At 57.2% G+C, this 13,272-nt stretch carries 13 protein-coding genes; 6 read left to right on the top strand and 7 right to left on the bottom strand.

All coding sequences use genetic code 11. The features are described 5' to 3' along the window. Together IEX57_RS00805 and araA are read left to right on the top strand one after the other, a co-directional pair. Positions 1–738 (top strand): L-ribulose-5-phosphate 4-epimerase, encoded by a 738-nt coding sequence (locus IEX57_RS00805; RefSeq protein WP_308433848.1) that lies wholly within the window; start codon positions 1–3, stop codon positions 736–738. 32 nt (positions 739–770) lie between these two features. Next, positions 771–2,276 (top strand): L-arabinose isomerase, encoded by a 1,506-nt coding sequence (gene araA / locus IEX57_RS00800; RefSeq protein WP_188701341.1) that lies wholly within the window; start codon positions 771–773, stop codon positions 2,274–2,276. Positions 2,277–2,563: 287 nt separating this feature from the next. Here the strand turns inward: araA and IEX57_RS00795 are convergent, their stop codons facing one another. Beyond that, on the bottom strand, positions 2,564–3,061 hold the full coding sequence (locus IEX57_RS00795; RefSeq protein WP_229708553.1) for a hypothetical protein: 498 nt from the start codon (positions 3,059–3,061) through the stop codon (positions 2,564–2,566). Then, positions 3,058–3,510, bottom strand: coding sequence for a hypothetical protein (locus tag IEX57_RS00790; protein ID WP_188701338.1), 453 nt, complete (start codon positions 3,508–3,510; stop codon positions 3,058–3,060). The genes IEX57_RS00795 and IEX57_RS00790 overlap by 4 nt, the downstream gene beginning before the upstream one ends. A 337-nt stretch (positions 3,511–3,847) precedes the next feature. On the opposite strand from IEX57_RS00790, the gene IEX57_RS00785 reads away from it, so the two are divergent. Next, entirely contained in the window at positions 3,848–4,288 is a 441-nt protein-coding gene (locus tag IEX57_RS00785) for a methylglyoxal synthase (protein WP_188701336.1), read from the top strand. A 98-nt stretch (positions 4,289–4,386) separates the two neighbouring features. On the opposite strand, the gene IEX57_RS00780 is transcribed toward IEX57_RS00785, so the two are convergent. The 5 genes from IEX57_RS00780 to IEX57_RS00760 all read right to left on the bottom strand — a co-directional run bounded on the left by IEX57_RS00780 (position 4,387) and on the right by IEX57_RS00760 (position 10,707). Beyond that, positions 4,387–5,508: an ABC transporter ATP-binding protein gene (locus tag IEX57_RS00780; protein ID WP_188701334.1), complete on the bottom strand. Its 1,122-nt coding sequence runs from the start codon at positions 5,506–5,508 to the stop codon at positions 4,387–4,389. 62 nt (positions 5,509–5,570) lie between these two features. Continuing rightward, the gene (locus tag IEX57_RS00775; RefSeq protein WP_188701332.1) at positions 5,571–7,205 is read right to left on the bottom strand and encodes an alpha-glucosidase family protein; all 1,635 of its coding nucleotides are present in this window, start codon (positions 7,203–7,205) and stop codon (positions 5,571–5,573) included. A gap of 324 nt (positions 7,206–7,529) precedes the next feature. After that, positions 7,530–8,360 carry a carbohydrate ABC transporter permease gene (locus IEX57_RS00770; protein ID WP_188701330.1) on the bottom strand — a complete coding sequence of 277 codons (831 nt, stop codon included), beginning with the start codon at positions 8,358–8,360 and terminating at the stop codon, positions 7,530–7,532. After that, positions 8,360–9,259 carry a carbohydrate ABC transporter permease gene (locus IEX57_RS00765; RefSeq protein ID WP_188701328.1) on the bottom strand — a complete coding sequence of 300 codons (900 nt, stop codon included), beginning with the start codon at positions 9,257–9,259 and terminating at the stop codon, positions 8,360–8,362. The genes IEX57_RS00770 and IEX57_RS00765 overlap by 1 nt, the downstream gene beginning before the upstream one ends. 191 nt (positions 9,260–9,450) lie before the next feature. Further along, entirely contained in the window at positions 9,451–10,707 is a 1,257-nt protein-coding gene (locus IEX57_RS00760) for an ABC transporter substrate-binding protein (RefSeq protein ID WP_188701326.1), read from the bottom strand. 1,024 nt (positions 10,708–11,731) lie between these two features. On the opposite strand from IEX57_RS00760, the gene IEX57_RS21365 reads away from it, so the two are divergent. The 3 genes from IEX57_RS21365 to IEX57_RS00745 are packed head-to-tail and all read left to right on the top strand — an operon-like array spanning position 11,732 to position 13,171. Then, positions 11,732–12,025: a DUF3761 domain-containing protein gene (locus tag IEX57_RS21365; protein WP_188701325.1), complete on the top strand. Its 294-nt coding sequence runs from the start codon at positions 11,732–11,734 to the stop codon at positions 12,023–12,025. Further along, a complete protein-coding gene (locus IEX57_RS00750) occupies positions 11,913–12,587 on the top strand; it encodes a hypothetical protein (protein WP_229708550.1) in 675 nt (224 codons plus the stop codon). Before IEX57_RS21365 ends, IEX57_RS00750 begins: the two co-directional genes overlap by 113 nt. Continuing rightward, positions 12,560–13,171, top strand: coding sequence for a biosynthetic peptidoglycan transglycosylase (locus IEX57_RS00745; RefSeq protein WP_188701323.1), 612 nt, complete (start codon positions 12,560–12,562; stop codon positions 13,169–13,171). Before IEX57_RS00750 ends, IEX57_RS00745 begins: the two co-directional genes overlap by 28 nt. The last annotated feature ends 101 nt before the right edge of the window (positions 13,172–13,272 follow it).

The following is a 13,272-nucleotide window of genomic DNA, read 5'->3' as shown; positions in this document are numbered from 1 at the left end:
ATGCCGACCATCCTGCAACTGAAAGAAGAAGTGCTGGCCGCCAACCTGGAGCTGCCCAAACACGGTCTGGTGACCTTTACCTGGGGCAATGTCAGCGGCATTGATCGCGAACGCAACCTGGTCGCCATCAAACCCAGCGGGGTGAGCTACGAGCGCATGAAGGTCGAGGACATCGTGGTGCTTGATCTTGATGGCGAACGCATTGAAGGCACGCTGCGCCCGTCTTCTGACACGCCCACGCATCTGGCCCTGTACAAGCAATACGCGCAGATTGGCGGCATCGTGCACACGCACTCTACCCATGCCACGTCATGGGCGCAGGCCTGCCGCGATATCCCGGCGCTGGGCACCACGCATGCCGATTACTTCTATGGCGCCATTCCCTGCACCCGCGCCCTGAGCGCGGCAGAGATCGAAAGCGCGTACGAAGCCAACACCGGCAAGGTGATTATCGAAACGATCGGTGATGGTGACGTCATGGCCATCCCCGGGATTCTGGTCAGCGAACATGCCCCGTTCGCCTGGGGCAAAGACGCCGACAACGCCGTGCACAACGCGGTGGTGCTGGAAGAAGTGGCGCGTATGGCGCTCTTCACCGTGATGCTCAACGCCAGCCAGCACGCCATCCCCGATCACCTGCTGAACAAACACTACCTGCGCAAGCACGGCAGCAACGCGTATTACGGCCAGAGCACGCCGCCAGACGCCGCCCCTGCCAAGCCGCGCCGCGTGGCCTGAACAACCCACTCACTGAATACGAGAACGATCACATGGAATTCTTCAAAGAACTGGAAGTCTGGTTTGTCGTTGGCAGTCAGCATCTGTACGGCAAGAAAACCCTGGCGCAAGTGGCAGAAAACGCCGAGCGCATCGTCAAGGGCCTGAATGCAGAAGCCAACCTGCCGGTGAAGCTGGTCATCAAGGACACCGTGACTTCGCAAGAAGGCATCTTGCAACTGTGCCGTGATGCCAATTACGCCAAAAACTGTATTGGTCTGGTAACCTGGCTGCATACCTTCAGCCCGGCCAAGATGTGGATCAACGGTCTAGCCGTGCTGGAAAAACCGATGATGCAACTGCATACGCAGTTCAACTCGGTCGTGCCATGGAACAGCATGGACATGGACTTCATGAACCTGAACCAGACCGCACACGGCGGCCGCGAGTTCGGCTTTATTGGCGCGCGCATGCGCAAGCAGTACCACGTGGTGGTCGGCCACTGGCAAGACCCGGCTGTGGCCACGCAACTGGGCGACTGGATTCGCGTCGCCGCCGCCGTGCACGACAGCCGCAACCTGAAAGTGGCCCGCTTTGGCGACAACATGCGCGAAGTGGCCGTGACCGAAGGCGACAAAGTGGCCGCACAAATCCGCTTTGGCTACGCCGTGCATGCCTATGGCCTGGGCGACCTGGTCAAATCAGTCGAAGCCGTCACCCAGGAAGAACTGGATGCGCTGATCACCGAATACGAAGCCACCTACACACTGTCTGACGCCGTGAAAAACAGCGGCGACAAACGCAGCCATCTGATCGATGCCGCCCGCATTGAACTGGGTATCAAACACTTCCTGGACAAGGGTGGTTTCCACGCCTTTACCACGACATTTGAAAACCTCTACGGCCTGACGCAGTTGCCGGGTCTGGCGGTGCAACGCCTGATGCAACAGGGTTACGGCTTTGGCGCAGAAGGCGACTGGAAGACTTCCGCCCTGTTGCGCGCCATCAAGGTGATGAGCGCCGGCCAGCCTGGTGGCGCCTCTTTCATGGAGGACTACACCTATGACTTCACGCCGGGCAATGAGCTGGTGATCGGCGCGCACATGCTGGAAGTCTGTCCGTCCATTGCCAACGATGAAAAGCCGCTGCTGGATGTGCAGCCGCTGTCCATCGGCAAGAAGGCCGACCCCGCGCGCCTGGTGTTCAGCGCCCGTCCTGGCCCGGCTATCAACGTCACGCTGATCGACATGGGCAACCGCTTCCGCCTGATTGCCAATGATCTGGAAACCGTGGCCCAACCCAAGCCGCTGCCGGCCCTGCCCGTGGCCCGTGCGGTGTGGAAAGCCCTGCCCGATCTGCAAACCAGCGCCGCTGCCTGGATTTACGCCGGCGGCGCCCACCATGCCGTGTACACGCAAGGCGTCACGCAAGAACAGCTGCGTTTGTTTGCAGAAATGACCGGCATTGAGTACGTGCAGATTGGCAAGCACACCGAGATTGGTGCGTTCAAGAACGAACTGAACTGGAACGAGGTGTTCTTCAACTTCTGCAAACAGTAATTCGCGCGGGACAAAATCCGGCCGCCTGGGCGCGCCGGGTTTTGTCAGCCGTACCGTTCTTTGCAGTCATCGAGTTGTGGGACCGGCCCGCAGGTGCGTTGCCAGGCCGGTTCATGTTCTGCTGGGCAACGCGTCATTCGCATATCCTGGTCTGAAGGCAACGTATGCCTTCCAGTGGTCAGCTTCATGCTGTTTGCGGCAATCTCCTCTGCCGCACCGGCTGTGCCGCCTTGACGGTAATGGGGCTGACCACTGCTCCTTTCTTTTTTGCTGCGTACCGCCACGCCTTACTGCAAATTGCCCCAGCGGCCGACTGCCGGCTCCGCCAGCGCCCATTGCCACTGGTTCACGTTCGGGTTACGGCATGCCACGCCGTGATACCACACGGTTTGCGGGCCGGGCGGTGCATCGGTAAACAGAAAGGTCTTGCAGGTCACCAGGGCGCTTTCGGTCAGCGCCAGCACGCGCACCGCGCCTGCGCCGTTCTCGATCGGCAAAACGTGATCCACTTTCCAGTCCTGCGTCTGCCCGACCGTGCTTGCGCCCACGATCGCAGCAATCTGCGCTTGCTGGTCTTTGTGCAAGCGTTTCATGACGGTCCTGGAGGCTTCATCCACCCCCGCCTGCACGGCCAGACCAATCGCCACTCCCGCCGCCGGATTGGCCGTGACCGCGCTCATCGACAACGCCGCCGCCGCCCCCGACAACGAGCCCGCCATCTGGCAGCCCTGCAGCAACCCCGCCAGCACCAGCCCCGCGCCTTTCACGTACCAGCGCGCCGTCATTGCAGGCTGCCCCAGCGCCCGGTGGCCGGTTCTGCCGCCGCCCATTCCCAGCGCGGGCCGGCCTTGCAGATGGTCGAGACATAAAACGCCTCGGGCGAGGTCACGCCGGTGTCGTGTTCAATCACCGAGAACACGATTTCCTTGCAGTTGAGTTCACCACTACTGACGATGCGGCTGACCGTCACCCGCCCGTCTGCAGCGGGCTCCAGCGGCATGGACGGGTTCCATTTCCACGCCGCCACTTTCCCTGGCGCCAGCGGCCCGGCCACGGCGGCGATGTTCAGTTGCTGGTCTCTATGCAGTTCACGCTGTGAGTACTGCACCGCCTGACGCGCCCCGGCCACGGCCGCCAGGCCAATCCCGGTTGCCACCGTGGCATTGCTGGTCACCTTGGCCGCCACCGCCGCCCCCGCCACACCGGCACCGGCCACGGCGGTTTCTGAATACATGGAAGAAGAAAAAGAACTGCACGCCGTGAGCTGGCACAGCGCGACGCACGCCAGCAACGCACCTGACTGCCGGCGAGCGGTAAACCACGAACGACGAAACAAATGAGGTGCAAAAGCGGACACGGCGACGCCTCATAGGGCAAATCGCAAAGTATTGGTTTTTCCTGGGCGGCCTCCTATCAGACACGCCCCAAATCAAGGCTACTGGCGGTGTCATAAGCCTGCCTGGCCTGCGCCCTTGCGCAGCGGCGCTGCGCATGCCTGCTGGTTTTGACAGATGGCAAATGTTTGTGTGCACTGCAACATGAGGCGATATCACCGGACCAGGTACATCATCATGACCAGACTCCGCATTGCCCTGATTGCGCACGATTCCCGCAAGGACGCCATGGTGGATTGGGCTTTTTACAACCGCGAAACCCTGGCCGATTGCACCTTGTGGGCCACCTCCACCACCGGCACGCGCGTGCAAAAGCAAGTGGGCTTGTCGGTTAACATGCTGCGCTCCGGCCCCTTGGGCGGGGACGCACAAATCGGCGCCATGATTGCCACGAGTGAGCTGGACGTCGTGTTCTTTTTCTGGGACCAACTCACCCCGCAACCTCATGACGTGGATATCCGGACGCTGCTGCGGCTGGCGGTGTTGTATGACGTGCCGATTGCCTGTAATCGGCGTTCTGCAGATCTGTTGATCTCCTCGCCCCTGTTCAACAACCTCAACTACCACCATGGCCCGCGCAGCGGGCACGCTGAGGAAAGACCGGTTGGCAACGCCTGAGCGGTCTGTCCTCCCCAAAAAAAAACAGCACCGCCCGGGTGCTGTTCAATCACTGCAAGAGGAGACCGCCAACTACCTTTCCAGACCACGTAAACCCGTCAAGCCGTTGCTTCCTGCACTGCCGTGCGCTTGTGCGCGTCGCCCTTGGCATCGAACAGATGCATGGCATGCGCAGGCAAGGTAAAGGCAACGGTTTCGCCCAGCTTCACGTCCTCACGCGGGGTTTTGGCAATCAGCGGCGCGGGCGACAAAGAGGTTTGCAGGTGCAGATAGGTATGTTCGCCCAGCGGCTCCAGGTGCATGACCTTGCCGCTCAGATTACCGCTGCCAACCTGGATATGTTCCGGGCGGATGCCCAGCGTCACCGGTGCGCCTTCAGCCAGGCCCGCGCCTTCGATCGAGGCCGACAACTCGCCGCCGGCCACGGCGACTTCAACCGACGACAGATTGATTGCCCGCACCGTGCCATCAAAAAAGTTCATGGACGGCGAGCCGATAAACCCGGCGACAAAGCGGTTGGCCGGATGGTGGTATAGCTCCAGCGGATGGCCCACTTGCGCCACGCTGGGCAAGTCGTCCTGGCCGGACAACGGCCGCAGCAGCACGATCTTGTCGCCCAGCGTCATGGCTTCTACCTGATCGTGCGTGACATAAATCATGCTCACGTCCGGCAGGCTGTGATGCAGCTTGGCGATCTCGACGCGGGTTTTGACACGCAGCGCGGCATCCAGGTTAGACAGCGGCTCATCAAACAAAAACACTTTAGGTTTGCGCACAATGGCACGGCCAATGGCCACGCGCTGACGCTGACCGCCCGAGAGTTCCTTGGGTTTGCGCTTGAGCAGGTTGTTCAGGTTCAGCGCCTGCGCGGCGTTGGCAATGCGCTGTTCGATCTCGCCTGCGGGCAGGTTGAGATGGCGCAGGCCAAAGGCCATGTTCTCTTCCACCGTCATGTGCGGGTACAGCGCATAGCTCTGGAACACCATGGCGATATCGCGCTTGGCGGGCAGGACGTCGTTCACCCGCGCCTCGCCAATAAACAAGTCGCCGCCGCTGGGCGCTTCCAGCCCGGCAATGATGCGCAACAGCGTGGACTTGCCACAGCCGGACGGGCCGATGAACACGCAGAACTCACCGTGCTTGATGTCCAGATCGACATCGGCCAGCACGACGGTATCGCCAAACTTTTTTTGCAGACCCTTGAGCTGGATATGGCTCATATGCTCGTCTCCCCTGGTCAGGCGAAAGCAACCCTGCCCCCGCCAGCACCATGCTTTCTGGTTTAAACGCCGGTGACGCGGGCAAAGCACACTTGCAGCGGCGCCAGTTCAATGCGGCCGTTGCCCAGATGCCCGTTAAAGTCGTGCCCACCGATATCGTTGCCCTGCACGCCGGCAGGCAGTGTGTAAGTGGCGGGTTTGTCAGACAGGTTGAATGCGCACAGCGTGCTTTGGTCGCCGTGCTGCCGCACGAATGCCACCACCTGATCGTGGGCATCCAGCAATTTCAGGTTGCCAAACTGCAGGCCCGCCTGGGTTTTGCGCCAGGCAATAAAGCGGCGATAGTCGTTCATGACCGAGCCGACATCCGTCTCTTGATCAGCCACGGTCTTGTTGCCATGCGCCTCGCCCAGCGGCAGCCACGGCTTGCCGGTGGTAAAGCCCAGGTGCGCGCTGTGATCCCACGGCATGGGCGTGCGGCAGCCATCACGGCCTTTGAATTCCGGCCACATGGTGATGCCGTACGGGTCTTGCATCAGTTCAAACGGCACATCCACATCGGTCAGGCCCAGTTCTTCGCCTTCGTAGATACACACGGCGCCAGGCAGCGACATCAGGAACGCGCCCAGGATATTGGCGCGCTGGCGTTCATCGCCACCCAGAGCGGCCCAGCGGGTCACCAGACGCGGCACATCATGGTTGCCCAGCGACCAGCACACATAAGCATTGCCGGCATCGCGCAGGTATTCGGCCAGCACGCCATGCAGGTATTTCGGCTCGCACATTTCAGTCAGCAGCGCGAACACATAAGCCATGTGCAGGCGGTTGTTGCCTTCGGTGTATTGCGCCAGGGTCTGGTACTGGTGATCGTCACCGATCTCGCCAATGGTGGTGATGTCGTCGTATTTGTCGCACAGCGCACGCAGTTTTTGCAGGAACAACAGGTTCTCTGGCTGGGTTTTGTCATGCACGTGTTGCTGGCGGGTATACGGGTTCACCATCGGCGCGGTGTTGGAGATATTGCCGCGCGGCATGGGCGGGTTGTCGCGCAGTTGCTGGTCGTGCACGTAGAAGTTGACGGTATCCAGCCGGAAACCATCCACGCCGCGATCCAGCCAGAACTTGGCCACGTCCAGCAACGCATCCTGCACCGCCGGGGTGTGGAAGTTCAGATCCGGCTGGCTGGTCAGGAAGTTGTGCATGTAATACTGCTGGCGGCGGGTGTCCCACTGCCAGGCCGAGCCACCGAAAATGGACAACCAGTTGTTCGGCGGCGTGCCGTCTTCTTTGGACTCTGCCCACACGTACCAGTCTTTCTTTGCATTGTCGCGACTGCTGCGGCTTTCCTTGAACCAGGGGTGCTGGTCAGAGGTGTGGCTGAGCACCAGGTCAATCAGCACCTTCAGCCCCAGGCTATGCGCGCGGGCGACCAGTTTGTCGAAATCAGCCAGCGTGCCGAAGATAGGATCGACATCGCAGTAGTCCGACACGTCGTAACCGAAATCAAGCATGGGGCTGGTGAAAAACGGCGACAGCCATACCGCTTGCGCGCCCAGGCTGGCTATGTGATCCAGACGTTGGGTCACGCCCGGCAGATCGCCAATGCCATCGCCATTGCTGTCCTGGAAGCTGCGCGGGTAGACCTGGTAAATCACGGCGCCACGCCACCAGTTGGCGGGGGTTTGGGGTTGGGACATGGGTGGTTCTCCTGGTCGGTTGATGTTTGTTCAGTTGTTGCTTGCACGCAGCGGGTCAGGCCGCATGCCGGAATTTGTTGGGGGCGTACCGCTGACACACTGCACACCCCATCTTGCAAACCACTTCGTCATTCCGGCGCAGGCCGGAATCCAGCTGCAATATGGGTAAAAACCGCAAAGCAAGCGCCTTGGGCGCGGTGATCCAGAACTGGATTCCCGCCTGCGCGGGAATGACGAGTCAAAGAGGCGCGGGTGGTCGGGTACTGGGCAATCTGGCCCTGTCGGTGCGTTCATTCCACGCCCCTCACGCCGCCAGTCACACACCTACCCCTTCACCGCCCCCGCCGTCAGGCCGGACACAATGTGCCGCTGGAAAATCAGCACCAGCGCAATCAAGGGCACGGTCACGATCACCGAGGCTGCCATCAACAAGCCCCAAGGCAGTTCGAAACTGCTGCCGCCAGAGATCAGCGCAATGGCCACCGGCACCGTGCGTTCGTCGTTGGAAAGCGTGAAAGTAAGCGCGAACAGAAACTCGTTCCACGCGGCAATGAATGCCAGCAAACCGGTGGCGACCAGCGCCGGCCACAGCAGCGGCAAGAAGATGCGGAAGATCAGCGTGAAGATGCCCACGCCATCCATCACGGCGGCTTCTTCGATTTCCTTGGGCAGATCACGCATGAAGGTCACCAGCACCCACACGGTAAACGGCAGCGTGAAAATCAGGTCGGCCAGCATCAGCGCCCACAGGCTGTCGTACAGGCCCAGCGTACGGATCAGTTCAAACAGGCCAGAGAGCAGCGCCACCTGCGGGAACATGGATACCGCCAGGATGCACAGCATGAGCGTGCCACGACCGCGAAATGACACTCGGCCCAGCGCGTAGGCGGCCAGCATCGACAAGCCCAGCGAGAACGCCACCACGCCACCCGCCACAAAAATGGAGTTGGTCAGGTTGGCGCCGAACGATTGCTCTTTGAAGATGGCAATGTAATTGGCCAGCGACGGGTGCGCAGGCCACAGCGAGGTGGAAAACAGCGCGCTGCCGTTTTTCAGCGAAGAAATGATGGCGTAGTAAAACGGGAACAGCGCATAGATCAGCACGACAATCGACGCGGCGTAAAACCCGATCACGCCCCAGATATTCTTTTTCATCAGTTGGCCTCCATGCGGCTGCGGGTTCCGGCCATGTAAATCAGCGTGGAGATCGCAATGATCAGGAACAGCAAGGTGGCGGATGCAGAGCCGTACCCCACTTGCTGGAAGTCGATCAGTTGTTCACGCACGTACACCGACATGCTCTTGGTCACGTGGCTGTTGGAGGTCATGACGTAGATCAGATCGAACACACGCAGCGCGTCCAGCGTGCGGAAAATCATCGCCACCAGAATGCCGGGCATGATCAGCGGCAAGGTGATGTAGCGGAAAATGCGCCAGCGCGGTACGCCATCCATATGCGCGGCTTCGTAGCAGTCTTCCGGCACCAGCTGCAGCGCGGCCAGGATCAGCAAGGCCATGAACGGCGTGGTTTTCCAGACGTCGACCATGATGATGGTCGGGAACGAGAGATGCGGGTCTGCGGTAAACGCCAGCGGCGTCGAGATAATGTGCAGGTTCTGCAGCAAGGCGTTGATCACGCCAAACTGGTCGTTCAGCATCCACGACCACATCTTGGCCGACACCACAGTCGGGATCGCCCACGGCACCAGCACCGCGGCGCGCAACAGCGCCTGGATGCGGGACGGCGTGTTCAACAGCAACGCCACGCCCAGACCCAGCAGCGTTTCCAGAATGACGGAAATCACCGCAAAAATCAGCGTATTGGAAACGGAATGCCACCATTCGCCATCCCGCAATACACCGGCTTCGCCAATGTAATTGGTCAGGCCGACAAACTGGCTGTTGCCCATGTCAGACAACTGGGCGTTAGTCAGGCTGAACCAGATGGTGCGCAGCAAAGGCCAGCCGGCAATGGCAGCAAGTACGACCACCACGGGCAGCACCAGCCAGTACGCTTGCCGCCTGCGGGCGCGCGCGATCAGCGAGTCATCCATGTGACACCTGTGAGGAGTGAGGTGAGAGGAGTGAGGGGTAACGTCTGCATAACCAGCATGGCAGTGCTGTTTATGCAGATGTCAAAATCGTGGTGTGAAAAGCCAGACGTATGGCCAGTACGCGCGAAACATGCGCACTGGTTTTACACCTCACGCCTCACACCTCTCCCCTCACCGCACGCTGCGCGTGCTTACTTCCATGGACCCATGCGCTTGAGCGATGCATCCAGGCGGCCCAAGGCGTCCGTTGCCGTGGCGTTGCCGGACAACACGTCATGCGTGGCGTTCCAGAACTGGTTGCTGACCTGGTTGTACTTGGATGCCGTCACCGACGACGGGCGTGCCACGGCGCTGGTAAAGGTGGACAGCAAATCGCCCATGAACGGGTTGGCCTTGAGCACATCCGGGTCCTTGTACAGGGCCGGCATGGTCGGGTTGTAGGCACCGCTCACTGCGCGCATTTTCTGCACTTCGGCGCTGGTCAGGTAAACCGCCAGATCCACCGCCAGCTTGGCGTTTTTGGAGTACTTGGAAACCGCCAGTTGCCAGCCACCCAGTGCCGCAGCGTTGCGACCATTTGCACCGCCCTTGGGCAGCGCCATGATCCCGACTTTACCCTTGATCGGGCTTTCGTCTTTCTGCGCCAGCGCCCAGGCATACGGCCAGTTGCGCATGAACACCGCGTTGCCAGACTGGAACACGCCACGCGCTTCTTCTTCGCCATAATTCAGCACGGCCTTGGGCGAGATCGTCCCCACCCACTTGGCAGCGCCATCAATGGCCTTGATGGCTTGCGGATTGTTGATCGACACCTTGCCATTGGGCTCGACAATGCTGCCGGCGTTATAGCTGGCCAGCCATTCCACCGCATCGCAAGTCAGGCCTTCATAGGCGCGGCCTTGCCACACGTAACCCCACATCTTGTCGTTGCCGGCAGCGCGCTCACCGTCCTGGACTTTTTTGGCATCAGCAGCCATGTCATCCCAGGTGGTCGGCGGTTGCAGTTTGTACTTCTCCAGCAAATCCTTGCGGTAGTACAACAGGCCCGCATCGGTAAACCACGGCAGCGCCACCAGTTTGCCGCCCACCGTGTTGTTGGCGATCATGCTGGGGAAGTATTCTTTCTCCACGCCCTTGGTATACGGCTTCAGATCCACCAGATGGCTGGCCAGCAAACCGGGCCACACCACGTCGATCTGCAGCACGTCGATCTTGTCCGAACCGCTGCCCAGAATCTGTTGATACAGCGCCAGACGCTCGTTGGAGTCGTTCGGCGGTGTTACCACCTGAACCTCGTTACCCGTCTTCTTGGCCCACTCCGCCACAGACTGTTTGCACAGCTCCAGCTCACCACCGGTAGAACCACAAGCAATCCGCAACAACGCCGCATTCGCGCCCCCGGCGGCCAGCAGCGTGGCCACAGCGATCAGGCTCAGTTTGGTCTTCATGATGACTCCTCTCATCTGGTTTGGCTGTATATGTCTTTCTGGTTTAGCGCCACGCAGATCTTGCGCCAGCGCACTCAACGAACCGGGAGCCATTTGAGCGTGCGCGTGTTAACCGGAAATTTCGCGCCGGGCGGGGTTTGTTAACAATTGAAACATGGCGGGGGTGGCTGTGACACTTTCAATGAAACCGAAGCTTTGCCGAATGCCGGTTCCAGATCGGTCCCGGAACTGGTGCCAGGGTTGAGGTTCGGCCATCGATATGGAACGTTTTAAACTGCCTTTACGGGGCCATAAAAGCGGGTCTGCCAGTGATCACGAAGTAAACCAGACTGGTCAGCATCGTTGTCATCAAGCTTTATTCAAGTGGATGATTCATATAGAAAACATCTGCTTTTCCTACATCCAGACCAGTGCCATTCCTGGTGCCAGCAGCTAACAGGTTAGATTTTATATATAAGAAAGTCCGCCACTTAACTGCTGCGGCAATCACAACCTACTCTGGGTCGATCACCAACATGACCAACCAGCATTGTGACCACCTGACCTGACCGATCCGGCAGCAGCTAACAGGTTAGATTTTTATATATAGAAAAGGCCGGCACTTAGCTGCAGACCACACCCAGTGGCCCATGGCGACGATCCAGTTCCTGGTCGACGCCATCAAAAGCAACTCACCAGCGGCAAACAAGAGACCTGTTCCTTGGTCTTTATCCAGCCGATCCAGCGCAAAACTCATCACAAACAGCCATAAAAAATGCCCCAGTTTTGGTCTGGGGCATGTTCTCGGGCGGAATCCGTGTGTGGTCTGACGTCTACTAACAACTTTGCCAGTTTCGATGGGATGTTGGGGCAGAAATAATCGACCGAAGTTTGGCCAACTTGACGCATCACAAAAACTAAATGCCGTTGGCATGGAGAAAATTATTTCAAGTGTTGTAATCGTACCAATTTGGTGCAGATGCCGTTTATCCGGGATAGGTGGTCTGCTAGATTCGCGGAACCGCACATAAGAAGAGCCTGATAAATGAAACTCGCCATCCTTTGTTTGACACTTGCACTTGCGTTTCAGCCAGCGTTTGCAAAAAGTCCAAAACACACAAATGTTGCCTCGCAGGCTGCAACTGCCCCGTCAGATGATCTGATTGAACAGGGTTCATACGTCAACAAAGCTGGCAACACAGTACATAGTCCGGCACATACCAAAAGTGGCAAAGCGCCTGAAGGGGCTACTGCCAAATGTGGTGACGGTACATTCAGTTTCAGTCAAAGCCATAGAGGTACATGCAGCCATCATGGTGGTGTCGTTGCGTGGCTTTGATACGAAAACTCCCCATGAGAAAGAATTTTTATCAAAAATAAAGAGAAATGAAATGACTAACGAACTATTTTGGCTTAATTTTCTTTACAGTTTTCTGGCAACTATTGTGGGCGGTTCGTTTCTTACTGTCGCTTTGTTTCTTTTGAAGGAAAAAATTTTTCCTGTTCCGCAAATATCTGGTCGTTGGTATTTTGAGGCGCATACGGTCGAAACATCTTTTCATGCATATGAAGGTATGCGGCTTCATTATGTAGCCATTCTCTATTTGGCTGGAAATCGTATTGAAGGAACTATTGAGAAAATATATGAAAACTCATCAAATGGAAAAAGAGATTATGAAGAAAAGAACCGCACTCGAGGAGTGATCACTGGATTTATTCAAAAAAATTACTTTTCTAAAGATCGCGCTTTTCTTCATATTGTCGAGGACGGGCATGGCAGGGAATCAACACATTTCCATGATCTGGTCATTTCCAAAAAAGAAATGGCTGGTGCTTTTAGTTCTATGGTTGCCAAGCAAAATGGTGATGTTTCATGGTCACGAAAAGAATTAAAAAAATAGGTTTTTTTTCATACCCAATCACCTGCATTTCAATGGTGTTAGATGTTTTTTATCCAAAAAATATTGAATCCGATTTGCATAATTGCATAGCTCTGATAGGGACCTATGGTGAAATTATTCCTGACGCCTTTATTTGTGCTCTCATTGTTGCGGAAGATCACAGAAATGATATTCATCCCGGCATTGACTTTTTTGCGATAATTCGGGCTATCTGGGTGAAATTAAGAACTGGGGCCGTACACGGAGGAAGTACCATAGAACAGCAATTTGTTCGAGTGGCAACGAATCGATATGAAAGAACCTTATTCCGGAAACTGCGAGAGCAGGCTATAGCTTTGATATTGGTGCGTAGAGTGGAAAAAAGAAAAATTGCATCCGCGTACCTTTCAATTGCCTTTTATGGAACTAATTTCATTGGGATCGATGGTTTAAAGTCTTATTTTGGCGAAGACCTATCAAGAGTAACTGTAGAGCAAGCATTGAAATTTGTTTCTCAGTTAAAATATCCTCGTCCAGAAATTCCAGATTTATATTGGTTTTATAAATTGGAAAGAAGAATTAAAAAATTAAAAAATAGAAGCTAATTTTTTAGATTGATTTTTCATGTAAATATCAATCCTGATGTATGCAAAACTGGCAAAGTTGTTAGTAGACGTCAGACCACACACGGATTCCGCCCGAGAAC

The sequence above is a fragment of the Silvimonas iriomotensis genome (assembly GCF_014645535.1).
In the GTDB taxonomy this organism is placed as follows: Bacteria; Pseudomonadota; Gammaproteobacteria; order Burkholderiales; family Chitinibacteraceae; genus Silvimonas; species Silvimonas iriomotensis.
The sequence above is the reverse complement of the archived record's forward strand: the minus strand, read 5'-3'. Positions and strand labels throughout refer to the sequence as shown.

Coding starts and splice junctions, on each gene's coding strand:
- IEX57_RS00765 (WP_188701328.1), bottom strand. CDS start 9,259: ATGGATGACTCGCTGATCGCGCGCGCCCGCAGGCGGCAAGCGTACTGG.
- IEX57_RS00795 (WP_229708553.1), bottom strand. CDS start 3,061: ATGACGGCGCGCTGGTACGTGAAAGGCGCGGGGCTGGTGCTGGCGGGG.
- IEX57_RS00780 (WP_188701334.1), bottom strand. CDS start 5,508: ATGAGCCATATCCAGCTCAAGGGTCTGCAAAAAAAGTTTGGCGATACC.
- IEX57_RS00770 (WP_188701330.1), bottom strand. CDS start 8,360: ATGAAAAAGAATATCTGGGGCGTGATCGGGTTTTACGCCGCGTCGATT.
- IEX57_RS00775 (WP_188701332.1), bottom strand. CDS start 7,205: ATGTCCCAACCCCAAACCCCCGCCAACTGGTGGCGTGGCGCCGTGATT.
- IEX57_RS00805 (WP_308433848.1), top strand. CDS start 1: ATGCCGACCATCCTGCAACTGAAAGAAGAAGTGCTGGCCGCCAACCTG.
- araA (WP_188701341.1), top strand. CDS start 771: ATGGAATTCTTCAAAGAACTGGAAGTCTGGTTTGTCGTTGGCAGTCAG.
- IEX57_RS00790 (WP_188701338.1), bottom strand. CDS start 3,510: ATGTATTCAGAAACCGCCGTGGCCGGTGCCGGTGTGGCGGGGGCGGCG.
- IEX57_RS21365 (WP_188701325.1), top strand. CDS start 11,732: ATGAAACTCGCCATCCTTTGTTTGACACTTGCACTTGCGTTTCAGCCA.
- IEX57_RS00760 (WP_188701326.1), bottom strand. CDS start 10,707: ATGAAGACCAAACTGAGCCTGATCGCTGTGGCCACGCTGCTGGCCGCC.
- IEX57_RS00785 (WP_188701336.1), top strand. CDS start 3,848: ATGACCAGACTCCGCATTGCCCTGATTGCGCACGATTCCCGCAAGGAC.
- IEX57_RS00745 (WP_188701323.1), top strand. CDS start 12,560: ATGGTCACGAAAAGAATTAAAAAAATAGGTTTTTTTTCATACCCAATC.